Annotated in this window: 25 protein-coding genes; 5 read left to right on the top strand and 20 right to left on the bottom strand. The window is 33.2% G+C overall.

What is annotated here, in order from left to right; translation table 11 throughout:
- Positions 1 to 44 precede the first annotated feature (44 nt).
- The gene (locus VRU49_RS01305; RefSeq protein WP_330144962.1) at positions 45 to 1,418 is read left to right on the top strand and encodes an MBL fold metallo-hydrolase; all 1,374 of its coding nucleotides are present in this window, start codon (positions 45 to 47) and stop codon (positions 1,416 to 1,418) included.
- 41 nt (positions 1,419 to 1,459) lie between these two features.
- Here VRU49_RS01305 and VRU49_RS01300 read toward each other — a convergent pair whose 3' ends face one another.
- The 4 genes from VRU49_RS01300 to VRU49_RS01285 form a co-directional block, all read right to left on the bottom strand.
- Positions 1,460 to 2,662: a DUF1016 N-terminal domain-containing protein gene (locus VRU49_RS01300; protein WP_330144961.1), complete on the bottom strand. Its 1,203-nt coding sequence runs from the start codon at positions 2,660 to 2,662 to the stop codon at positions 1,460 to 1,462.
- Positions 2,663 to 2,737: 75 nt separating this feature from the next.
- Positions 2,738 to 3,901 carry a hypothetical protein gene (locus tag VRU49_RS01295; RefSeq protein WP_330144960.1) on the bottom strand — a complete coding sequence of 388 codons (1,164 nt, stop codon included), beginning with the start codon at positions 3,899 to 3,901 and terminating at the stop codon, positions 2,738 to 2,740.
- Positions 3,902 to 4,036: 135 nt separating this feature from the next.
- Positions 4,037 to 4,672 carry a peroxiredoxin gene (locus VRU49_RS01290; protein WP_330144959.1) on the bottom strand — a complete coding sequence of 212 codons (636 nt, stop codon included), beginning with the start codon at positions 4,670 to 4,672 and terminating at the stop codon, positions 4,037 to 4,039.
- An 18-nt stretch (positions 4,673 to 4,690) separates the two neighbouring features.
- Positions 4,691 to 5,674, bottom strand: coding sequence for an alpha/beta hydrolase (locus tag VRU49_RS01285; protein ID WP_330144958.1), 984 nt, complete (start codon positions 5,672 to 5,674; stop codon positions 4,691 to 4,693).
- Positions 5,675 to 5,797: 123 nt separating this feature from the next.
- On the opposite strand from VRU49_RS01285, the gene VRU49_RS01280 reads away from it, so the two are divergent.
- On the top strand, positions 5,798 to 6,856 hold the full coding sequence (locus VRU49_RS01280; RefSeq protein ID WP_330144957.1) for a TerC family protein: 1,059 nt from the start codon (positions 5,798 to 5,800) through the stop codon (positions 6,854 to 6,856).
- A 61-nt stretch (positions 6,857 to 6,917) separates the two neighbouring features.
- Positions 6,918 to 8,363, top strand: coding sequence for a M20/M25/M40 family metallo-hydrolase (locus VRU49_RS01275; protein ID WP_330144956.1), 1,446 nt, complete (start codon positions 6,918 to 6,920; stop codon positions 8,361 to 8,363).
- A 31-nt stretch (positions 8,364 to 8,394) separates the two neighbouring features.
- Here VRU49_RS01275 and VRU49_RS01270 read toward each other — a convergent pair whose 3' ends face one another.
- From VRU49_RS01270 to recJ, 3 genes are read right to left on the bottom strand one after another with little or no spacing between them, the layout of a single operon-like run.
- Positions 8,395 to 9,915: a GH3 auxin-responsive promoter family protein gene (locus tag VRU49_RS01270; RefSeq protein WP_330144955.1), complete on the bottom strand. Its 1,521-nt coding sequence runs from the start codon at positions 9,913 to 9,915 to the stop codon at positions 8,395 to 8,397.
- 1 nt (position 9,916) lies between these two features.
- Positions 9,917 to 10,651, bottom strand: coding sequence for an LPS export ABC transporter ATP-binding protein (gene lptB, locus VRU49_RS01265; protein WP_330144954.1), 735 nt, complete (start codon positions 10,649 to 10,651; stop codon positions 9,917 to 9,919).
- Positions 10,652 to 10,678: 27 nt separating this feature from the next.
- Entirely contained in the window at positions 10,679 to 12,391 is a 1,713-nt protein-coding gene (gene recJ, locus VRU49_RS01260; protein ID WP_330144953.1) for a single-stranded-DNA-specific exonuclease RecJ, read from the bottom strand.
- Positions 12,392 to 12,430: 39 nt separating this feature from the next.
- On the opposite strand from recJ, the gene VRU49_RS01255 reads away from it, so the two are divergent.
- On the top strand, positions 12,431 to 13,201 hold the full coding sequence (locus VRU49_RS01255; RefSeq protein WP_330144952.1) for an MBL fold metallo-hydrolase: 771 nt from the start codon (positions 12,431 to 12,433) through the stop codon (positions 13,199 to 13,201).
- On the opposite strand, the gene VRU49_RS01250 is transcribed toward VRU49_RS01255, so the two are convergent.
- The 7 genes from VRU49_RS01250 to VRU49_RS01220 all read right to left on the bottom strand — a co-directional run bounded on the left by VRU49_RS01250 (position 13,188) and on the right by VRU49_RS01220 (position 19,158).
- A complete protein-coding gene (locus VRU49_RS01250) occupies positions 13,188 to 13,352 on the bottom strand; it encodes a hypothetical protein (RefSeq protein ID WP_330144951.1) in 165 nt (54 codons plus the stop codon). The two genes, VRU49_RS01255 and VRU49_RS01250, sit on opposite strands and share 14 nt — an antisense overlap.
- Before the next feature lie 66 nt (positions 13,353 to 13,418).
- Entirely contained in the window at positions 13,419 to 14,027 is a 609-nt protein-coding gene (locus tag VRU49_RS01245) for a YceI family protein (RefSeq protein ID WP_330144950.1), read from the bottom strand.
- 125 nt (positions 14,028 to 14,152) lie between these two features.
- Positions 14,153 to 17,014 (bottom strand): aminomethyl-transferring glycine dehydrogenase, encoded by a 2,862-nt coding sequence (gene gcvP, locus VRU49_RS01240; protein ID WP_330144949.1) that lies wholly within the window; start codon positions 17,012 to 17,014, stop codon positions 14,153 to 14,155.
- Between the two features lie 114 nt (positions 17,015 to 17,128).
- Complete coding sequence (locus VRU49_RS01235) at positions 17,129 to 17,686, bottom strand: hypothetical protein (protein WP_330144948.1); 558 nt, start codon at positions 17,684 to 17,686, stop codon at positions 17,129 to 17,131.
- Positions 17,687 to 17,701: 15 nt separating this feature from the next.
- A complete protein-coding gene (locus VRU49_RS01230; RefSeq protein ID WP_330144947.1) occupies positions 17,702 to 18,424 on the bottom strand; it encodes a pyridoxine 5'-phosphate synthase in 723 nt (240 codons plus the stop codon).
- Between the two features lie 10 nt (positions 18,425 to 18,434).
- Positions 18,435 to 18,821, bottom strand: coding sequence for a hypothetical protein (locus VRU49_RS01225; RefSeq protein WP_330144946.1), 387 nt, complete (start codon positions 18,819 to 18,821; stop codon positions 18,435 to 18,437).
- Positions 18,822 to 18,825: 4 nt separating this feature from the next.
- A complete protein-coding gene (locus tag VRU49_RS01220; RefSeq protein ID WP_330144945.1) occupies positions 18,826 to 19,158 on the bottom strand; it encodes a DUF6370 family protein in 333 nt (110 codons plus the stop codon).
- A gap of 160 nt (positions 19,159 to 19,318) precedes the next feature.
- Here VRU49_RS01220 and VRU49_RS01215 point away from each other — a divergent pair, with 160 nt between their 5' ends.
- Complete coding sequence (locus VRU49_RS01215) at positions 19,319 to 20,206, top strand: hypothetical protein (protein WP_330144944.1); 888 nt, start codon at positions 19,319 to 19,321, stop codon at positions 20,204 to 20,206.
- A 55-nt stretch (positions 20,207 to 20,261) separates the two neighbouring features.
- Here VRU49_RS01215 and ahcY read toward each other — a convergent pair whose 3' ends face one another.
- From ahcY to VRU49_RS01185, 6 genes are all read right to left on the bottom strand, one after another.
- The gene (gene ahcY / locus VRU49_RS01210) at positions 20,262 to 21,578 is read right to left on the bottom strand and encodes an adenosylhomocysteinase (protein WP_330144943.1); all 1,317 of its coding nucleotides are present in this window, start codon (positions 21,576 to 21,578) and stop codon (positions 20,262 to 20,264) included.
- 267 nt (positions 21,579 to 21,845) lie between these two features.
- Complete coding sequence (locus tag VRU49_RS01205; protein WP_330144942.1) at positions 21,846 to 22,232, bottom strand: helix-turn-helix domain-containing protein; 387 nt, start codon at positions 22,230 to 22,232, stop codon at positions 21,846 to 21,848.
- Positions 22,233 to 22,242: 10 nt separating this feature from the next.
- Positions 22,243 to 22,329 (bottom strand): type II toxin-antitoxin system HigB family toxin, encoded by an 87-nt coding sequence (locus VRU49_RS01200; RefSeq protein WP_330145868.1) that lies wholly within the window; start codon positions 22,327 to 22,329, stop codon positions 22,243 to 22,245.
- 53 nt (positions 22,330 to 22,382) lie between these two features.
- Positions 22,383 to 22,514: a type II toxin-antitoxin system HigB family toxin gene (locus VRU49_RS01195; RefSeq protein ID WP_330144941.1), complete on the bottom strand. Its 132-nt coding sequence runs from the start codon at positions 22,512 to 22,514 to the stop codon at positions 22,383 to 22,385.
- 229 nt (positions 22,515 to 22,743) lie between these two features.
- On the bottom strand, positions 22,744 to 23,325 hold the full coding sequence (locus tag VRU49_RS01190; protein WP_330144940.1) for a hypothetical protein: 582 nt from the start codon (positions 23,323 to 23,325) through the stop codon (positions 22,744 to 22,746).
- Positions 23,326 to 23,341: 16 nt separating this feature from the next.
- Complete coding sequence (locus VRU49_RS01185) at positions 23,342 to 23,908, bottom strand: hypothetical protein (protein ID WP_330144939.1); 567 nt, start codon at positions 23,906 to 23,908, stop codon at positions 23,342 to 23,344.
- Positions 23,909 to 24,037: the final 129 nt, after the last annotated feature.

The raw sequence follows: 24,037 nt of genomic DNA, 5'->3' as shown, positions 1-24,037 counted from the left end.
ATAATAAGCGGATATTCCTTATTTTAGAAAGTTAAGAATACATTATGAAGATAGAACAAATATATACAGGTTGCTTAGCTGAAGCAGCTTATTACATTGAAAGTGATGGAGAAGCAGCGGTAATTGATCCTTTAAGAGAATCGGAACCTTACCTTTCGAGAGCTGAAAAGAATGGTGCTAGAATTAAGTATATTTTTGAAACGCATTTTCACGCTGATTTTGTTTCTGGTCATGTAGAATTGGCCCAAAAATCTGGCGGACAAATTGTATATGGTCCAACTGCAGTGACCAATTTCCCTGCTCATATTGCAACTGATGGAGAACAATTTAAAGTCGGTAAATTAACAATTACTGTTTTACATACACCTGGGCATACGCCTGAGTCGAGTTGTTATTTGCTTACCAATGAAGATGGTAAACAATATTGTGTTTTTACTGGTGATACTTTATTTATTGGTGATGTAGGAAGACCAGATCTTGCCCAAAAGGGCGATCAGACCATGGAAGACATGGCAGCTACCTTATATGACTCTCTTCATTCCAAAATCATGAATTTGCCAGATGACATTATCATTTATCCTGCACATGGAGCTGGTTCTGCATGTGGTAAAAACATGAGTAAGGAAACTTTTGATACGTTGGGGCATCAAAAACAAACCAATTATGCATTATTAGCTACTTCAAAAGAACAATTTGTACGTGAGGTTACAGATGGAATTATGCCTCCTCCGGCTTATTTTGCAAAAAATGCAGCTATGAATAAAGCTGGTGGTGCAATCTTGGAAGAAGTTTTTAAATCGGGTTTGGTGGGCTTAAACCCCTCTGAGTTTGTGGCTATGGCCGAAGCTACAGATGCTTTAATTTTAGACGTTAGAGATCCACAAATTTTTGCTGCAGGATTTGTTCCTGGATCTATTAATATTGGCTTAAACGGACAATTTGCACCTTGGGTGGGAGCCTTGATTCCTGATATAAAACAAAACATTTTATTAGTTACAGAAGAAGGTAAAGCTGAAGAGGTAATTACCAGATTAGCTAGAGTGGGATATGATAATACAGTTGGTTACTTAGAAGGAGGAATAGAAGCTTGGAGAAATGCAGGTAAACCGGTAGATCAAATTCAATCATTAAAGCCTTCAGACTTTGTAGGAATGGGTAATCATTCTGAGTTGAACGTTCTAGATGTTAGAAAGCCGGGCGAGTATGCTAATGGGCATTTTGATTTTACAGAAAGTCTGCCATTAGATACTATTAACGATTGGACTCAAGATTTAAATCCCGATAAAACCTATTACATTCATTGTGCAGGAGGCTACAGGTCTATGATTGCCGCTTCTATACTAAAATCTAGAGGTATAGACCAAGTAATTGATGTGTCGGGCGGGTATGCGGCTATTAAGGATTTAATTCCGCAATAATATTTTTTGAATTTCATCCGACTTCAAAGTCGGATGAAATTTTAATTAATTGCCTCAAGTTTAATACCGAGATGTTTTAAAATATCTGCGTCATTAAAAATATTGCAGTTTAAATGGTTTTGTAAATCAATTTTTGGTTCAATCTCTGTTGTTTCAATATTTATCTCGACATTCTTTTTCGTGCTTGAGGCACGCTTATTTTTAGTTACCGGCTTTTCGAAAGTTGCCAGACCGCTGTAGACTGTCCCATTCTCATTTTTCTCTATTAAATCTAATAGTTGTTGAGGGTTTAATCCGAGTTCAAATGCATGCTGCGCATAATATGATCTAGATTGCTTGCTTGGGATGTTTAGGAGAATTTTAATATGTTCAAATCTTATGAGTTGGGTAAAAGGTACAAATTCATCTTTGTACTCCTGAGCGAACTTTAAACAAGCTAAAAGCGTCCTTTCATCTAAAGAATCTTTTACTCCATTTGCTATTTCTTTAATAAAATCTTCAATACTTGTATTTTGTTCTAGATTGTTAATTCTATTTTTTAGCTGCAAACCTATATATTGAAACGAATTGTTTGCCATCGTATGTATAAGGTGATTGTATTCAATTTGAAAATTAAAAATCATCGATTCAATTTCGTCAATCATTTCCTTTAAAAGAACATTATTCAGTTCAATGGATGGTACTCTTTTGGGTTCCAGTAAACGGCGAATTTGTTGCGCGCGCATCGGGTTATAGAAAGCTTCATAATCCATTATTTCTTCATAATGGATATTAGAAAATTTATCGTCAGGGTTTAAGACAATTCTGTCGACTTCCTCTTTAAACACCAAGTTTTCCCCAATTAAATTACTCAATTGTTGGGGATTCAAAGATTGGAGATGTATTATTTGGCTATAATATAACCATGAATATTCCGAGCTAACATCTTTTAAAACGGGTATGTACTTCCAGCTAATTCCATAAGAAACATCTTTTAAAATACTGGAAGGACAACGCTTAGCAAAATTTTGCATAAGTAAGACGTTTTCTTTACTTAGGTATAAACCGAACGTCTTTTCAAGATGTAGAGATAATTTTTCAAAAATGCTAATATGCGTATTGAGGTCGAGATTGAAATTCAAATAATCTCCAATTTGCCAGAATAATTGAAGCATACCACTATTAATGCTTTCAAGAGCAGAAAATTTCCTAAATTTTATCGCTGATTCAATTTGGTATACATTAGTGCTAATATAATTTTTCAATTTTTTATGATTTAATTATTAAACTTGTCGGGATCTACAATAAAATTATGTACTCAATAAGCTTTCAAAAATAATTTATGGCACAAGGACCGTTGTGGAATAAAACCATGGGTTTTGCCTAGTTTTGGCGGGTCCTCCTGCTGTAATGTAGGACCATCTATAGTTTAATGCACAACTCCAAGATGCGCTAACTGTTCGCCCAGTAAAACTGGCATGTTGTGTGGCTCCAATTACTGTTATATTTCGAGTAATTATTCCCCAAGTTGGATGAGGGTAAGTTTCATTTGCTGGGTAAACAGTTACCGGAGAAGCAGTAGCACTTATTATACTCCTAGTTACAGACATTAGAGTGACACTAATAAAACATTTAAACTGTACGGGTGTTGGAGCTGTGGTAATTACACGATTAGGATTTTCTACAGTAGATCTGCTTAATAATAATGTCTGAATATCTTCATCTTCAAATTCCGTTTGATTAATGTCATATTCGTAATTTAAAGTAATCTCTGTGTCTATTGGATTATTTCCGCCGCCAGGGTTACTTCCTTCGTCACAAGTTGTATATAAATATTCCCAAGTTTCTAAATATACAGTTCCATCGTCGTTAAAATATGTTGTAACTAAATACCAATCAATACAAATAGGTTCGGGAGCTACACTTCTTGCGAAATTATGTTCATTCTTTGTCGTGGGATATGCGTATGAAAATAATTTATTGTTTTTAAATTCTAATTGATATAATAAATTTCCACTTAGATCTAAAAATTTGAATAATCCATTATCTATAATGGGTTTGTTATTTATTATGTTATAGAGTGTCTCATCTCTAAGTTTATTATTGGCTTTTTGATTTTTTGTCGTAAAACTAACGATCATTGACCATTTAAAACCTCCTTCATTATTTTGAACTATCACTAAATTTAATAAATTTTCAGAATTTAGATTGAGTTTTTTGTTTATGCTATTACTTATAGGTATGATAAGTATATTTTCTCCATTATTTCTTTTGCCCGTAGACATTTGGTCATAAATGAGATTCTGTTTTAAAGAATCAACTATTTTTCCATAATGATTTTTTACCTGAGAATTTACCCAATTTGTTATTACGCTTCTCTCGCTGTAATTGTTTAATTCTTTATTAAGAACTAATTTTTTTGAAAAATCTGAGGTTAAAGGATCTTTTTCACAAGAAATTAATAAAATAGATAAGCAAAAAAATATTAATAGAAATTTTTTCATACACATTTTTAAGTAGAGTGATTTCTTATTTAAACAAATGTGTTTATTTATTTCTTATGAATAAAATATTTTATTCATAAGAAATAAATTGTGTTTCTAACAGGCCGATGGACTGTTTATCTTTATAAGCCCATGCTATTTATTTGGCTGAGGAGTTGTTCTTAAATAAGGTTTAATTTCTGTGTGTCCTTTAGGGAACTTAGCGGGAATATCCTCATTTTTAACTGCTGGAACAATAATTACATCTTCGCCATCTTTCCAATCTGCAGGAGTAGCCACACTATAATTTGCTGTTAATTGCAATGAATCAATAACCCTTAAAACTTCATTAAAATTTCTTCCTGTACTAGCAGGATAAGTAATCATTAACTTAATAGTTTTATCAGGAGCAATAATAAACAACGATCTCACAGTAAATGTAGCAGATGCTTTTGGGTGAATCATGTCATACATTTCTGCGATTTTTCTATCTTCATCAGCAATAATCGGGAAATCAACATTTACATTTTGCGTTTCATTAATATCATTAATCCAAGATTTATGAGAATCAACATCATCAACACTTAAAGCTAAAGCTTTTACATTACGTTTTTCGAATTCTCCTTTAAGCGCTGCGGTTCTTCCTAATTCTGTAGTACAAACTGGTGTAAAATCTGCAGGATGCGAAAAAAGAACTCCCCAGCTATCGCCTAAATAATCGTAAAAATTAATCTCGCCTTGAGAAGTTTTTGCAGTAAAATTTGGAGCTGCATCTCCTAATTGTAATCCCATATTATTCTAATTTTATTCTTATTTCTTTATAAACTCTACAAACTTATTAATATAAACCTGAGGTGTATTAATATCACCTGATGTAATTTTTGAGCCAATTACATGATTTCCTGAATTAGGTATAGCAAATTTAAACTTAAAATTTGCGGGGGTTCCTAGACTATTAAACATATCTAACATCGGTTTTACCCTTACAACAGGATCTTGTTCTTGCTCATTTTTATAATAATATAACAATAATACGGGTTGCTTTACAGAATTAAAAGTTTTACTGTGCATAGTTGTTTCAACATATTCTTCTAAAGCAACAACCGACTCTAAACGATAATTGGTATACCAGTATTTTTTATATTCATCAGATTTGTCGGCAATTTTCCGTTCCTTACCTCCAATAACCCACCTTGCCATCTCCAAGCCCCATGGGTCGTTTAACAAAAATGCAAATTTGTCGTTTATTTCAATATTGGGCGAAATTAAAATTATGGAGTGCACATCATTTGGGAATTTCGCGGCTAATTGTAGTGCTAATGAACCACCAGTAGAAGTACCCATTAAAATTACTTTTTTACCTAAATTTTTGCCTACTGCTAATGCCAATTTTGCACTTTCCCATAACCTTTCTGGAGTAAAATTAAGCATGGTTTCGACTGTGTCTAATCCATGATCAGCTAATCTGGGTAAGAATAAATTTGCATTAAGTTGTTTTGCGGTTTGCAAATGAAGTGGATTACCCTCTTCATGCGATGCAGAAAACCCATGTAGATAAACAATTGCAAAATCTGAAATTTTACCGACCTCATTATTCCATATAATTTTTGCTTCATTTCCTGGTTTTATTTTATGATTAGCTTCATTAATTGAAACAAAATCATCTAATTCTGAAGTAGGAGGTACTTGCGGAAGATCAACATTATAAATCGGTCTGTTTATACGTGGACCAGAAAAATACAGAATACCGAAGATTGGAAATATTATTAAAAGTATGATTACTGTTTTTTTCATGTCAAATATTTCCTAAAAATAGCGATTTGCATTAAATTATATAAATTTGTGAAAGAACTACTTTGTAGATAAATTGTTAATCCAATTATCCAAACTCTAATTAGACAATAAACCATATTTTATATGACCAACGAACTGATTTTTATAACCGGATTCTTAATATTTATTGTCATAATTTTAGCCCTCGATTTGGGTATTTTCTCTAAAAAAGATCATATAATCACTTTAAAACAAGCCACAATTATGAGTTTGTTTATGGTGACTATTGCATTGGGTTTTTATGGAGTTTTATTATTCGAAGGTCATCAACTCCATGGAATAACTAGTTTGGAACGACTACAGGAGATCGTTAAGCTGCACCATCACAACATTAAGATAGATCCTAATAATTTTGAAGCGAGCTTAGAATTGTATAGACAAAATCTAGGGATTGAATTTTTAACAGGATATGTAATAGAATATGCTTTATCAATTGATAATATATTTGTTATAGTATTGGTATTTACTGCATTTGGAGTGCCTGAAAAATTTTATCACAGGGTATTATTTTGGGGGATATTGGGCGCCATTGTAATGCGTTTTATATTTATTTTTGTTGGCGCAGCACTTATTACTCACTTTAGTTGGATTTTATATGTCTTTGGAGCCTTCCTAGTCATCACTGGAGTAAGGATGTTCTTATCAAGGAACGAAGAAGAGAAAATTGATCCAAACAACCACGCGGTAGTAAAAATTGCCAGTAAATTTTTCTCTATTCACCCGCATTACGAGGGTAATAAATTTTTCCATAGAATTGATGGTAAAAAATTTATAACTCCTTTATTTTTAGTGCTTTTAATTGTAGAGTTTACCGATTTAATTTTTGCAGTTGATTCTATCCCTGCTATATTTGCTGTAACTCAAGACCCTTATATTGTGTTTTTCTCAAATATTTTTGCGATTATGGGGTTAAGATCAATGTTCTTCTTATTGGTTCATATAATCGATAAATTTCATTTCCTTAAATTGGGATTGGCCTTCCTTTTATTCTTTATTGGAATGAAAATGTTACTACATTCTTATTTAGATAGTTGGGGATTTGAGACTGTCCATTCATTAATCATCATATTGGCCATATTAGCTACGAGTATAATAGCTTCATTAATTTTTCCTAAAGAAAAGACTACTTCAGAAGATTTGTAGTAATTCTGTTAAGAATTTCTTAAGTAGTTAAAAATGATTAATTTTCATCAAATTATTTTTGATGAAAGCGTTATTTACTACCTTTTTAATTGCACTTGGGACTGCTACAATGGCTCAAGACGATTTTACGAAAGATTTTAAAAGAATAAACGATAATGTTCTTGAGAAATCTGCTGCTTATAAAAATCTTAAACATGCTTCAGAAACCATCGGCCATAGGTTAACCGGTTCTGAAAATGGGGCTAAGGCGGAGCAGTACACGTATGATTTAATGAAATCCTATGGATTGAAAGTTGAATTCCAGCCCTTCCAAGTTGAGAGTTGGAGTAGAAAAACTATCGATGTAAAAATCGGATCAGATTTGAACAGTTTAGCTTCAATGAAAGCCGTTACACTTGCACATTCTCCAGTTGAGTCGAATATAAATGGAGAAATAGTGGATATGGGAAATGGTTTAGAATCTGATTATATGAATAAACCAAATGCTGTTAAAGGTAAAATTGCTTTAATTTATTTGGGCGTTTTACCAGGATCGCCACAAGGAACGGGTTCATTGCATAGATCAGAGAAAACAGAAATTGCTATAAAAAATGGTGCAATTGGAGTTATCATCATCAACACAGTTAAAGATGGCGTCTTGTTAACAGGAACAGCTTCTGTAACAGGTAAAGTGATTTCTATTCCTGCTGTATGTATTGGCTTAGAAGATGGAATGAGCTTAAAGGAAAAATTAAAAAGTTCTGCTCAATACGCTTCAATTCAAATGACTAATTTTTCAGGTGAGATTAAAGCTAGAAACGTAATTGCAACCATTAAAGGAACGAAATATCCAAACGAAAAGATTGTGATAGGCGGACATTTGGATAGTTGGGATTTAGCTACAGGTGCAATAGATAATGGTATTGGTTCATTTGCTATTGTAGATATGGCTAGAGCATTTAAGGAATTAGGCATAAAACCTCTTAGAACAATAGAATTTGTTATGTTTATGGGAGAGGAGCAAGGATTATTAGGGTCTAAAGCATATGTTGCTGAAGCCACTAAAAAGAATAAATTAGATCAAATAAAATTCATGTTAAATTTCGACATGACAAATGATCCGAAAGGGTTTTCTACTACCCGTAAAGAAATGGAGTCTTCGTTTAAATCTTGGGGTAGTCAAGTTCAATCATTTGAACCAACTTTCCCTAATCAGTTTAATTCTGGAGCTGGATTGCATAGCGATCACCAACCATTTATGTTATTAGGTATTCCAACTGGTGGAGGTGCTGGCGGATCATTACCAAACAATGCAAGATTATATTATCACTCTGATGGCGATGCTTTTAACTTAGTTGATGAAAAAGGGTTGAAAAATACGGTGCGTTATGGAGCAATTTTAGCGTATGGCTTATCAAACATTGATAAAATTCCAGTATCTAGGATGGAAGATGCACAATTAAAACAGTTTTTAATTGACAATAAACTTGAGGTACCATTAACCATTTCGGGTGATTGGAGATGGTAATACATTTTCTTATTTAAACAATAAAAGAGCATTAATCATGCTCTTTTATTGTTTTAAGGATATCTTCTACATAAGCTCTATTATTAGCTAGGCGAGGAACTTTATGTTGTCCGCCTAATTTACCCTTCAATTTAAGCCATTTAAAGAAAGTATCTTTTGGAGCTACGTGCATAATTAATTTACGCATCGCCATATCTTTAAAACGCTTTGCATCATAATCTGAGTTAACTTCTCTTAATGCATTATCAAGAACATCAATAAAAAGTTCTTTAGAAGTGGGTTGATTATCAAATTCAATAATCCATTCGTGGCCTCCAGGTTCATTTTCTGAAAAGTATATCGGGCAAGCGGTATAATCTATAATACTTGCTCCTGTTTCCTTGCATGCCTTTAAAAGTGCTTGTTCGGCATTATCAATAATTAATTCCTCTCCAAAAGCATTAATGAAATGTTTGGTTCTACCCGTTATTTTTATTCTAAATGGAGATAAAGAAGTGAATTGAATCGTGTCGCCTATCATATATCGCCATAATCCACCATTAGTAGATATTATAAGCGCATAATTTTTATTTAAAACCACTTCATCTAAACCTAAAGTTTTAGGATTTTCATCATCAATGTTCTCCATTGGCAAGAATTCATAAAAAATTCCATAATCCAACATTAATAACATTTCCTGAGAATTTCTTTGGTCTTGAATAGCAAAAAAGCCTTCCGAAGCATTATAAGTTTCCAAATAATACATGTCGTTTGATGGAATTAAGGCTTTAAATTGTTCTCTATATGGCGAGAAATTAACTGCACCATGAATGTAAAGTTCTAAGTTTGGCCATACTTCTAGCAAATTACTTTTGCCTGTTATTTCTAGAACTTTTTTAGCTAAAACAATCGTCCAAGTTGGAACTCCGGAAATATTGGTCACATTATCGGAGATCGTTGTATGCGCCATTTTATCTATCTTCTCCTCATAATTGTCCATTAAAGCAATAGACATATCTGGGGTTCTATAAAATTCGGCCCATAAAGGAAGATTTTTAATTAAAACTGCCGAAAGATCACCATAAAAAGAATCGTTGTTAAGCTGATTAATTTGGTGACTACCTCCTAGAACCAAACCTTTACCTGTAAACATTTTGGTCTCTGGATTATTATTGCAGTAAATACTTAACATATCTTTACCGCATCTATAATGACATTCTTGAAGGGATTCTTCTGAAACTGGAATAAATTTACTTCTGTCGCTCGTTGTGCCCGACGATTTGGCGAACCATTTTATTTCTGATGGCCACAATACATTTTGCTCGCCATTTAGCATTCTATTGATGTATGGCTTTAATGTATCATAATTTTGAATGGGAACTCTTTCTTTAAATTGTTCGACGGTGAAAATACTTTTATAATCATATTTACGACCCCATTCTGTTTGACTGGCACTTGCAATTAAATTATGAATCCATTCTTCTTGAACATCAATTGGATATTTAATAAATAATTCGATCTGATGAATACGCTTTTTTATGTACCAAGTAAATATTGAGTTTACAATAGCCATATTAAAAGGTTTTTTTTCTTAATTCGAAATTACTTCCTAGATAAACCCTTCTTACCATTTCGTTGGCTGCAAGAACTTCGGGCGTTCCAGATTCTAATATTTTTCCTTCGAAAAGTAAATAAGCTCTATCTGTAATAGAAAGGGTTTCTTGAACATTATGATCGGTAATAAGAATACCAATATCTCTTGATTTAAGCTTGTGAACTATACTCTGAATTTCTTCAACCGCAATTGGATCTACTCCAGCGAAAGGTTCATCTAGCAATATAAATTTTGGATCGGCAGCTAATGCGCGTGCTATTTCTGTCCTTCTTCGCTCTCCACCCGACAGTAAATCACCTCTGTTTTTTCTTACCTTATGTAAACTAAATTCTGAAATAAGCTCTTCTAATTTATGGCGTTGTTCTTCCTTGCTTAGATTTCGCATTTCCAAAATAGCCAAAATATTATCTTCGACGCTTAATTTTCTAAAAACCGATGCTTCTTGAGCTAAGTAACCAATTCCTTTTTGTGCTCTTCTATACATAGGGTCTGAAGTTATATCTTCTTGTTCTAGAAAAATCTTTCCTTCATTAGGTTTAATTAAACCTACAATCATATAAAAAGAAGTGGTTTTTCCAGCGCCATTTGGGCCTAAAAGACCAACAATTTCTCCCTGACTAACGTTAAAAGATACATCGTTTACAACTGTACGTTGCTTATATTTTTTTATTAAGTTCTCCGCTCTTAGGATCATAGGTCTAATTTACTTTTTTTATTTTTCTTATGAAGGAAAATCTTCATTGCTTTTTATAGCTTTTATATTGAGCTGTAGGGATTTTTTTTCTTTCCAGACCTTTTCTTCAATTGAAAATGCAATTGAAAAATTATTACTTTCCAATATTTTTGCATCATCGTATTGACCAAAAGCAATGCATTCGAATAGTGGTGATCCGTTTTCTGAGATCCAGAATTTCAGATGTTTATCTCCCAATAATTGTGGTTTTCCAATAATTTGTGCTGATGAATTAGAAAAAATTGGAGCCATATTATCAGGGCCAAATGGTGCCATTCTCGATAAAATTTTCCAAAATTTTAGGTTGATTTGATTTAAGCTTAATTGATCATCAATTTTTATTTCTGGTATTAATTGTTCAGCCTTAATTCGTGAAGCAACAATTTCTTCGAATTTATTTTTAAATAATTCTAAATTTTCTTTTTCTAAGGTTAGTCCGGCAGCAAATTTATGGCCACCAAACTGGATTAAGGTATCTTGACAACTAATTAATGCCTCATATAAATCAAATTCAGGAACCGATCTGGCAGAACCAGTTAAAACACCATTTGATTCAGTAAATACAATTGTGGGTCTAAAATAAGTTTCTGTTAGTCTTGAAGCTACAATTCCGATTACCCCTTTGTGCCATGTGCTTTTAAAAACAACTGAAGTTTTTTTGAAATCGTTTTGATGATCGAGTTTTAATTGAGCTAAAGCTTCCAATGTTATTTCCTGATCGGATGCTTTTCTTTCTTGATTACTAGAATTTATCGATTCGCTATGATTTAAACCTTCTACATCGCATTCACATAAGAGCATTTTGACAGCCATTTTTGCATGTCCCATTCTACCTGCTGCATTAATTCTTGGGGCTAATTGAAATACAACATCTGAAATGGAATAGGGTAGTGGTCTGCCAGATACCTTAATTAATGACAATAAACCTGAACTAGGTGAATCATTTAATTTATGTAAACCATGCCAAGCTAAAATTCTATTTTCATCAGTAATAGAAACCATATCGGCTGCTATACTAACCATCGCTAAATCTAAAAATTTCAGGTAACTGGTTTCTGGCAGATTTAATTTTATTGATAATGCTTGAGCTAATTTAAATCCTATTCCACAACCTGATAATTCCTTAAATGGATAAGAGCAATCTATGCGTTTGGGATCTAAAACAGCAATGGCATTTGGAATTGAATCGCCTGGATTATGGTGATCACAAATTATAAAATCTATATTAAAACTGGTTGCGTAATCAACCTTATCTATTGATTTTATGCCACAATCTAAAGCAATAATTAACGAAAAATTGTTGGTAGCAGCATATCCTACACCCTTGTTAGAAATGCCATAACCTTCGGAATGGCGGTCTGGTATATAATATTCAATTTCGTTGGTAAGCTCTTTTAAGAAGCTAAATACTAATGTAACTGCAGTAGTACCATCAACATCATAATCTCCATAAATAAGAATTTTTTCATTAGAACGGATGGCGTTAATAATCCTATCAACTGCTTTATCCATATCCATCATTAAGAAAGGGTCGTGTAAACTGCCTAAACTTGGCGTAAAAAAAGCACTTGCTTTTTCTGGGTTGTCTATGCCTCTATTAATTAAAACTTTACTTAGGGAAGGATCTATTTTAAGATTTGCAGATAATAAATCTACCTTTTCATGATGATCATTCTGAATTTGTACCCACCTTTTTTCCATATCTTTGCAATTGTAAATATAATTAAAATATCTTTTCTATTGGAAGTACATACATTATACGAAGGCACATATTCTGTGGATATTACCAAGAAATTCATTCCGTTTGATCCACAAAAACATAGTTTTAAAGAAAGGCCAGGTTCACTTTTTATAAATGTGCAGCCATTTTTAATTCAATTAAATAATCAACTTGTATTAGTAGATACTGGGTTAGGATTTAATAATGAACAAGGTGAAATGGTATTGCATCAGAATATTAGAAATGCAGGTTATGTGCCAGAAGATGTTTCGTTAGTATTATTATCACATTTACATTATGACCATTCTGGCGGTACTGTAAAAATTGATCAAGGCGATTTATCGTTGAGTTTTCCAGAAGCAACTTATGTAATTCAACGTGGCGAATGGGAACAAGCTTATATAAAACCAGGAAGTTCTTATCGGACAGAAATCTTTGATTATTTGCAACGAAATGCACATATAGATTTTATTGAAGGATCAGGAAATTATAGTAGAGGGATAGATGTAGAACTTACGGGAGCACATACGCTTTACCATCAAGTTTTCTTATTCAGTGAAGATAGTGAAAAAGTGTTTTTTGGGGGGGATGTTTTGCCTGAGCCAGAAGAACTGGTGAAGAATTTTGTTGCTAAATATGATTTGGATGGCAGATTAGCTATGGAGCAACGAAAAGTATTTGGGGCAAGAGCAATTGCGGAAAATTGGAATTGCTTGTTTTATCATGGTAAAACTGCCGCTACTGGTAGGGTAATTGAAGAAGCAGGTGGAATAAAAGTTATTTCTTCCTAACTGTACTCCTTAGAATAATTAATATAACCATGGCAAAACCTGCCATAGAGCAAACTAGCGCATATTTATTTTCTGGTTGGTAATATCTAACCACCGTTCCACCAATAATAAGTATGGCGCCAATAATATTTAAAATGAGTCTGTTTTTCATTTTTAATCAATAAAAAAACCCGTCTTATTAATTAAAAAAGACGGGTTTTTATTCTTTTATAAATGCTTATTTTGCAGTACCTGCTGATTTTACAACTACTAAATTAACTCCGAATTCAAATTCATCGTAAATGAAATTATCACCTAAATCTCCAAATAAAGATTTTGATTTATATTTTATATCATATTTAGTTCTATCAATTACAATTTTTTCAACTTTTGCAGTTGCACTACCATCACTGTTCCAAGAAATTTTAGCTGGGAAAGTTATAGATTGAGTAATACCTTTAATAGTTAAATCGCCAGTTATATTCAAATTCGCACCAGAACCTGCTACTTTTTTCACAGTAAATGAAGCATTAGGGAATTTTTGAGCACCAAAAAAGTCATCACTTTTTAAGTGGTTTTCTAAATTTTTACTTCCGTCGTCGTCTTTAATAGAATTCATGTCGGCAACAAAAGTTCCATTAATTAATTTCTTATTGTCAAATGTTAAAGAACCTGATTTAATGGCTACAGTTCCTTTGTGAGATCCACTAAATTTTTTTCCAAACCAAGTAATATTTGATTTTTTAGTATCTACTGAATACGATTCAGGTTTTACTTTAGGGGTATTAAATGCTGTTAATGCAATAAATGCAATAGATAGAGCAGAAGTTAATAATGTTGATTTCATCTTTTTAGATTAATTATAATTTAGTTCAAAGTTATTCAAAAAAAATGCCTTATCGTATTAACATAGGTTAAGAAAATAAGGCATTAGTTTATTAGACTAGAATTATTCTAAATAGTTTAATGTGGCTACATATAACTTTCAATTGGTGGGCAAGCACATACCAATGATCTATCGCCAAAACTATCATTTACTCTTCCAACTGATGGCCAGAATTTTCTTTCTGACACATATGGTAGTGGGAAAGCTGCTTCTTGTCTCGAATATTTATGATCCCATTCATTAGAAGTAATTACTGCAACTGTATGAGGTGCATTTTTTAATGGGTTGTCAATTTTATCTAGAGATCCATTTTCTACTTTATCTATTTCAGATTTAATTGAAATAAGTGCGTCGCAGAATCTATCTAATTCGTGTTTTGGTTCACTTTCTGTTGGTTCAACCATTAAAGTTCCAGCAACAGGGAAGGAAACTGTAGGGGCATGGAATCCATAATCCATTAAGCGTTTTGCGATATCGGTAACTTCGATACCAAAATTCTTAAATCCTCTACAATCTAAAATCATTTCATGAGCACATCTTCCTTTACTTCCAGAATAAAGAACTGGATAATGATTTTCTAGACGTGATTTCATATAATTGGCATTAAGAATAGCAAACTTAGTTGCATTCGTTAATCCTTCGCCTCCCATCATTGCGATATAAGCGTGCGAGATAATTAAAATTGAAGAAGAACCCCAAGGAGCTGCAGAAACTGCAGAAATAGATTTTCCTTTATCAATGTCAACCACTGAGTGTCCAGGTAAATAAGGCACTAAATGAGCTGCAACACCAATTGGGCCCATACCAGGACCACCACCGCCGTGAGGTATACAGAAAGTTTTGTGTAAGTTTAAGTGGCAAACATCTGCGCCAATGTTTCCTGGGCTAGTAAGACCAACTTGAGCATTCATATTGGCGCCATCCATATAAACTTGACCGCCATGTTGGTGAATAATTTCACAAATTTCAACGATACTTTCTTCGAATACACCGTGTGTAGATGGATAAGTAACCATTAAGCACGATAATTCGTTGCTATATTGTTCTGCTTTAGCTTTTAAATCATCAACGTCGATATTTCCGTTTTCTAAAGATTTTACCACTACGATTTTCATTCCAGCCATTGCTGCAGAAGCAGGGTTAGTACCATGAGCAGATGCAGGAATTAATGCAATATTTCTATGGTGATCACCTCTATCTTGATGATAAGCGCGAATAACCATTAAGCCTGCATATTCTCCTTGAGCACCAGCATTAGGCTGAAGACTCATTGCAGCGAAACCAGTAATTTCACTTAACCATTTATCTAAATCATTAAAAATATGGTAATAACCCATAACTTGATCAGCAGGAGCAAATGGATGGATTTTGCCAAAGTGCGACCAGGTAACAGGAATCATCTCTGTTGTAGCATTAAGCTTCATCGTACAGCTTCCCAATGCGATCATTGAGTGGCATAATGATAAATCTTTAGCTTCTAGCGATTTAATATATCTTAACATCTCATGCTCACTGTGATGAGCATTAAAGATTGGATGTGTTAAATAAGTTGATGTACGTTGTAAGTCATTAGAAATAGATGTATTTACCTCTTCAACAACTACCACTTCATCTTTTGCAATACCTTTTGCTTTTCCAAAAATTTGGGCTAAAACTTTAATATCTTCAAAAGTTGTAGTTTCATCTAAGGAAATAGATACTTGATTGTTTGAATAGTTAAGATTAATTTCTTGATCTAAACAATCTTTGTGAATAGCATCTTTTAAATCGCCTGCTTTAATAGAAATAGTATCAAAAAAAGCTTTATTAACTACATCGTAACCCATATTACTTAATGTATTTGCTAAAGCTACAGTAAGTCCGTGGGTTCTATCTGCAATTGCTTTTAATCCTTTAGGGCCATGATAAGCGCCATAAAATCCGGCCATAATAGCTAATAAAGCCTGAGCCGTACAAATATTTGAAGTTGCTTTATCTCTACGAATATGTTGTTCGCGAGTTTGTAACGCCATTCTTAGGGCATAATTTTCATTACTATCGATAGTAACTCCAATAATTCTTCCTGGAATAGAGCGTTTATATTCCTCTTTAGTTGCAAAATAAGCAGCATGTGGACCTCCAAATCCCATTGGGATACCAAATCTTTGTGTAGTTCCTACCACCACATCTGCACCCCATTCTCCTGGAGGAGTTAATAACACTAAACTTAATAAATCTGCAATAACAGTTAACTTAATATTTTGGTTGTGCAGAGAAGATGCAAATTCGTTATAGTTATAAACTTCACCATTTCCTGCAGGATATTGAACGATAGCACCAAAAAATCCTTCGCCGATTGCAGTGGTTTCGTGGTTGCCAATTACTAATTCAATTCCGTAAGGATTTGCTCTAGTTTTTAAAATATCAATAGTTTGAGGGAAAATTAATTCAGAAACAAAGTATTTATTGGCTGTTTGATTTTTACGTAAACTATATTGCATAAACATTGCTTCTGCAGCAGCAGTACCTTCGTCTAATAATGAGGCATTTGCAATTTCCATTCCGGTTAAATCAATAACCATGGTTTGGAAATTTAATAAAGCTTGTAATCTACCTTGCGCAATTTCTGCTTGATAAGGTGTGTATTGTGTGTACCATCCTGGGTTTTCAAAAACATTTCTTAGAATAACACCAGGGGTAATTGTATCATAATAACCCTGTCCGATATAACTTTTAAAAACTTTGTTCAGCATCGAAGTTTGCTTCAAATCGCTCAAATATTGAGTTTCTGATTTTGCAGCAGGTAAATTTAATTTGTTTTTTAATCGGATGCTTTCCGGGACAGTTTGATCAATTAATTCATCAATAGAATTTACACCAACAGCTTGTAGCATGGCTGAAGTCTCTTCAGAATTTGGTGCAATATGGCGATTTTGAAAATCTTCTTTGTAGTGAATATTTAAGCTCATGTAGAGGGGTTATTTAGATTCTACAAAGTTAATCAATCACCAAAGGATATCAAACTATTTTATTGCCGATTATATTGATATTTAGTAAAAAAATCGATTGAAAAACACTGAAATTTAATTATCTACCTTCCAGCCTTCTTCCTTATCTAATTTAAGTTTGTACGTTTTAGTAATATAATCGCTAAACTCATTTTTATCTTTTTGAAAAGGGCCAAAAGGCGTATTCTCTTTTTTTAATGTTACCGTAACTTTAGACGTTTTAGAATTTACCTGCTCAAAATTTACGGGTTTATCTGAAAGCACATAATTTACAGCTTTAACATTGGCTTTGTCATTTTCAATTTTTAGCACAAATTCTTGGGCTTTATCCGTTAATTTTACTTGATAAACATAACTACTATCGCTAGATAGAAACTGCTTTTTTTGACTTACCAAAATCATATCTACATAGCCTTCTTGTGCTAAATTTTTGTATGAATTTAATTCTTCCCTTTCTTTATTACTGTTGAATTTTAACTCTCCAAATTTGAATGAAGTAGTTTTGTATTCAGGATTACGTTCTAAATAATTAGTAATTACTTTTCCGGCCTCATTTTGATTGATGGTGGTATTATCACTACAAGAGCTTAAAACCGTAACGATAGCTAAGCAGATAAAAATTAGTTTTTTCATAGTAGAGTTGAACTTTTAAGGGGTTAGTTTCGATCTATATTGTTTTATCGTGTTTTCTAGTCCTAAATATAATGAATCGCAAACAAGAGCATGACCAATTGATACTTCCAATAAATTTGGGATATTTTTTGCAAAATATGCTAAATTATTAAGGTCTAAATCGTGACCTGCATTAATACCTATACCTAATTTGTTGGCTTCTTGGGCAGCAAGAACATAAGGCTCTATTGCTTTTTCTGGGTCGTTCAAAAAGTCTTTTGCATAAGCCTCGGTGTACAATTCTATTCGGTCTGTTCCTGTATCTTTCGCAGCTTTCACCATATCAACAACCGGATCTACAAAAATTGAAACACGGATGCCGGCTGATTTAAATAATGCAACCATTTTTTGTAAATAGGCTTGATTTTTTATAGTGTCCCAACCATGATTAGAAGTAAGCTGACCTTCGGTATCAGGTACCAGGGTAACTTGAGCAGGAAGATTATCTAAAACCAACTTTACAAATTTATCTTCCGTACAATTTCCTTCAATATTTAATTCAGTTGAAATTACTGCCTTTAAATTAAAAACATCTTCATACCTAATATGGCGTTCATCTGGTCGCGGGTGTACAGTTATACCTTGAGCGCCAAATTTTTCACAATCTAATGCTACCTTAATTAAATCCGGATTATTTCCTCCTCTAGAATTTCTTAAAGTAGCTATTTTATTGATGTTTACAGATAGTGAAGTTGCCATTAATATATGATTATTTCTTTGGTAAAGGGTGTTTAAAATTGATTAATCCAAAGATAATAGCAAAAGCGATATAAAAAATTGCAATTATTAATAAGATTGGAAACTCCATAAAACTTTTAAAAGGAATTTTTATTAACGTTAAAGCTCCAATAGTGAAGTGTGCAAAATTACCAAGAGCAATTGGTTTGTTGTAAATTCCTCCAATAATTGCGCCTTTTGCTGTCCAATTTAAAATTGCAAAGCCAACATACATAGCACCTAAAAGTTGTAAGAATAATGGAGGGTAATTAGTTTCAGGCAGAATAAATCTAGCAAACTCTGCAGGTGCAAAAGTAAAACTTAGACCTAAAAGCCCTAAGAAAATAGCTGAAGTAAATAAAATTAGTTTTGTATTCAATTAATTACTTTTTTGTAGACTTAAGTACAAAACTAGTGGATTTAAACCTGCCATTTTCTATGGTTCCAGAAACTACAGCCTTTCTAACCGCATTGCAAAAGCCATTTTTACCATGAGCATCACCGTGGTCATCAATTCCAGTTCCATCAACAAAATAAGCCTTCCCTTTGTATTTAATTGCAAGTAAACAAGTATTTCCTTCTAGTTTAAATTGACAAGTTCCGCAAGAAGCATCAACTTTTGTCTGCTTTAAAGTTAAGGTGTTTTGAGAAGAATTTTGAGCATAGAGATGGAAACTAAGGAAACTCAAAATGAGTAAAAAAGCGCCTTTTTTCATGTGTATTGTCGATTTTTGATTTTAAGGTACGGTAAATTTTAACACTAAATTACGAAAATCTTTTAGCCTAGAATAAACATTTAAAATATGAAAGTCATATTTCTTGAAATGACAGATTTTTAATCTGAAATTGAGTTAAGTATATCATTTTTGCGCGCAAATGAAATACGTACTAACAATTTTGACCATGTTATTTATTGGTCGAGCACACGCACAAGAAACCCAAAATACAATAATTTCTCAACAACAATCAGGAACAAGTATTTTCAACCCAAAATTAAAACCCTTAGAATCCAGGAAAGGAAAATGGTATGTTTTTTATGGGTACAACTTCTCATGGTATGCACCGAGTGATATTAGATTTAAGGGAAAAGGATATGATTTTACCTTGATGGATGTAAAAGCAAAAGACAGACCATCTAAATTGTCATTAGACTACGTAAATCCGATGCAAATAACCACTCCACAGGTAAACATTAGATTTGGATATTTTTTAAATGACACTTATAGTATATCATTTGGGTGGGACCATATGAAATATGTGATGGTTATCCCTCAAAATGTCGCCATTAAAGGATATATAGATCCTGTTGTTTCGGAGCCTGGTATACCTACAGGTAAGTATGCTGGAAATTATAATGGAGAACGCATTGATGTAGATGCAACCATGTTAACCTTTGAGCATACAGACGGATATAACTATGTAAGTGTAGAAGTAGAACGCCAGGATGATATTTGGATCGCTAAAAACCAAAAAAACCGATTAACCATGGAAACTGGGGTTGGGGTAGGAACAATAATTCCACGTACTGATGCCAAATTTTTTGGGGTTGGAGAAAACCATTTTTGGAATTTTGCAGGATATGGCGCTTCGATACAAGGCGGTTTAAAGTTTCATATCACTAAAGGATTGTATTTGCAAAATACCTTAAAGGCTGGATGGAGTAGATTAAATAATATTCGTACTACGGGTAGGAATGATTTTGATAAGGCAAGTCAGAATATTAGCTACCTTCAAAATTATACTGTTATAGGTTATCAGTTTTAAAAAGCATTAAAAAAAAATGCCCCAATTTAATTGGGGCATTTTTTTTTGAATAGATTTAGTATCTATATGTATCAGGTTTAAATGGACCTTCAACTTTAACACCAATATAATCTGCTTGGTGTTGATCTAAAACTTCAAGTTCTACACCAATTTTTTCTAAATGCAGACGTGCAACTTTTTCATCCAAATGTTTTGGAAGCGTGTACACTTTATTTTCGTATTGATCTGTATTTGTCCAAAGCTCTAATTGCGCTAATGTTTGGTTAGTGAATGAATTACTCATTACAAAACTTGGGTGACCAGTTGCACAACCTAAATTAACTAATCTACCTTCAGCAAGCACAATAACGTCTTTACCATTGATGGTATATTTATCAACCTGAGGTTTAATTTCAACTTTAGTATTTCCGTAAGTTTTATTTAACCACGCCATATCAATTTCATTATCGAAGTGACCGATATTACAAACAATAGTTTTATCTTTCATTGCTTCGAAGTGTTCAGCGCGTACGATATCACAGTTACCTGTAGTAGTAACAACAATATCAGCTTCTTTAATAGCGGTGCTTAATTTTTTCACTTCGTAACCTTCCATTGCTGCTTGAAGCGCGCAAATTGGATCGATTTCGGTAACGATAACGCGAACGCCTTGAGAGCTTAAAGATTCTGCTGAACCTTTACCCACATCACCATAACCACAAACTACAGCTACTTTACCTGCCATCATCACATCAGTTGCGCGACGAATAGCATCAACTAATGATTCACGGCAACCGTATTTGTTGTCGAATTTAGATTTAGTAACTGAATCGTTTACGTTAATTGCTGGTAAATGTAAAGTTCCGTTTTTCATACGCTCGTATAAGCGGTGAACACCGGTTGTTGTTTCTTCAGATAAACCTTTAATACCTTTTATTAATTCAGGGAAACGATCGAAAACCATATTGGTTAAATCGCCACCATCATCTAAAATCATATTTAAAGGCTTTTGTTCAGGTCCGAAATGTAAAGTTTGCTCGATACACCAATCAAACTCTTCTTCATTTAAACCTTTCCAAGCATAAACTTGGATTCCTGCTGCGGCAATTGCTGCTGCGGCATGATCTTGAGTTGAAAAAATGTTGCAAGATGACCAGGTAACCTCTGCACCTAATGCAACTAAAGTTTCAATTAATACAGCAGTTTGGATGGTCATGTGTAAACATCCAGCGATGCGTGCGCCTTTTAAAGGTTGTGAAGGGCCAAATTCTTTTCGCAATGACATTAAGCCGGGCATTTCTGCCTCTGCTAATTCGATTTCTTTGCGGCCCCATTCTGCCAGTGAAATATCCTTAACTTTGTAAGGAATGTACTTTGTCTCTACTGATGACATAAAATTTTTGTTTAAAATTTAAATTATTGTACTATAATGGAATAAACGATAAAGATATCTTTTTAGTTTTTCTATTATGGTCATAAATATTTAACAAAAATACGCATAAGAAAAACCAAATTCAAACATTGTTTTAGCAATTCAAGGTCTATTGAGTGTAAAGTTATAAAGGACGTTGTGGAAGTCGAATGCGAGTTGATATTTTTTACGAGAGGAGAGGGTCTATAAGTAAATAAGTGTAATCTGAGAACGTTAAATTGAGGTTTACTAAGCCTTCTCGATTAAAAAATCACCGCTTATCCCTAATTTACTGTGTAAAGCTTTTAAAAATGCAACGTCTGGTTCTCTTTTGCCGTTTAAAATTTGAGAAAGTTTGGATGTGCCTAAACCTAACATTTCTGCCAATGCTGCTTGCGTTATGCCCATTTCCTTAATTTTATTTTCAACGACGGCACTTATGTTAACCGGTAGTGGCATAATTTTTAAATTATTATCTTCATAAGCTTCGGCTAGACGTGTAAGCCTTTGAAGTTCATTGGCTTCAGTTTCTGAAAGTGTAGAGAAACCACCGCCATCTGTTGCTTTTTGAATAAAGTTTTCAATTAAAACCATTACCTGAGCGTACTGCTTTTCATTTCTGATTTTGTCTAGCATAATTTTACCTTTAAATAGTTGAACAATTAATTTTATCGTAATCACTATGTGTGCCTAAATAGCGGATATAAACCGTTCGCTTATCAAAAAATATCATGGCAACTAGCCGAAATGAATTTCCTTTGATATTAAAAACATACCGGTCATTACCTACATATAGTCTACATCGCTAAATGTTGCTTTTACATCTGCATGTGTACTCCAGGTTGAAGTACGAACAGTTTTAAACCATTTGTTTAATGCATAACTCGCAGCGTTATGCTTTTTAGAAAATAATTGCATTGTTTTTTAAATATGATTACCATACAAAATTATATAAAATTTCATAGAACGAAATTTATTTCATAAAACGAAATTTATTTCAAAAAATGAAATATATAAATTTGGATGATTGAATCACATAAAACAAAGATTTATGTCGATTTTTTAAAGGTAATGAAGGTTTAGATTTACAAAGGACTAATAGTAGTTGATAAAATATCAATATGAAGTTGGTGATTTAACAACCTAACTACCATTTATCATAATTCCATTGCTCTTCAATAGATCTAAAAATAATCCAATTGAAATTAGGATCGGTAAAAATTAAAGTGGTAATTCCTCCATCGTTAAATAATGAATCGGCATTTTTTAATAACTCTTCCCATTTTAATTTAACAACGGGTGAAAAATCATTAGACAAGAAGATAATATCTGTAGGGTTAATTTGTAGTGCTTGAGTACTTAATTGTAGCATTTCGGAAACCGAACCTGTATTTTCGAGCATGGGAGCCTCAATTTCGTATTTGAAATCACTGATACTGGGAAAGCGATTAAAAATGCGGGATATCCAAGGGTTATCTTTTTCAATTACTTTATCGGGGTCTAATAGATCATTATTTAAGGCAGCTATTCTAGACCTATAAAGCCCTAATAACTCTTTTGAACATTGTTGCAGGTAAATTATTTCTACCTGCATTCCAAAGTCCAACATTTCTTTGTAATAATCTAACCAATGATAAACAATATCGCTTTTTATTTCATTGTCAATTTTAAGCTTAAGTTGAAGTGCTTTTCTCTTTTCTTCTAAACTTGTCCTTCCGTTATTATCCATATTTGAGAAGATTTAATTAATCCTTCCATCCCCAAGGAGCACCTGGTGATTCTACTGTTTTGGTAAGGTCAAAAATCACATTGATATCTCTGCCAGAACCAATTCTTCTTAAATTATAACTAAACTTTTCCTTGTTTAAAGTTACCCACCATAAATTGGTTGCGGCACTTGGTATAACCGATGCGGTTTGTGCATCTGCTGGGAACATTTGTAAATTGGCAAAACCCGCATTAGGAGCGGTTCCTCCGTATTGAGTTTGTTTTTCTTCGCTTCCATCCTCATGACGGTGATCATGTTTTAGGGTAATTCTATCGTTCTTAAGTGTAAAAACCCAAGTGCGTGATTTATTATCGCCCACAAAAAAGGGAACGCGGATGGTGCCATCATCACAGGCTCTAACATGCATAACTAGTCGTTTTCCTGCAAAATCTCTAACCATGGTACTATCTAACATTTTACCTTCAAAAGATTTTCCGCAAAGTGCTTTTAGATTATCCCAAAATAGCTGAGCTTGACTTTTAGTTTGGGCATTCGCCAACAAGGAAATGATGCTTAAAAAGCAAATTAATGATAATTTCTTCATCCTTAAAAGTAGTAAAATATGTCGACAATTTACGCTTGTAGCACGCAACTTAAAACTTAGAATTTTACTTTGGGCCTATAATAGCTTGTATAAACTTCTATTTTCTTTTGTTAATTTTGTATGATAAAA

It is taken from the genome of Pedobacter flavus, from assembly GCF_036324285.1.
In the GTDB taxonomy this organism is placed as follows: Bacteria; Bacteroidota; Bacteroidia; order Sphingobacteriales; family Sphingobacteriaceae; genus Pedobacter; species Pedobacter flavus.
Note: the sequence above shows the minus strand (reverse complement) of the source record. Positions and strands in the feature narration are given on the sequence as shown.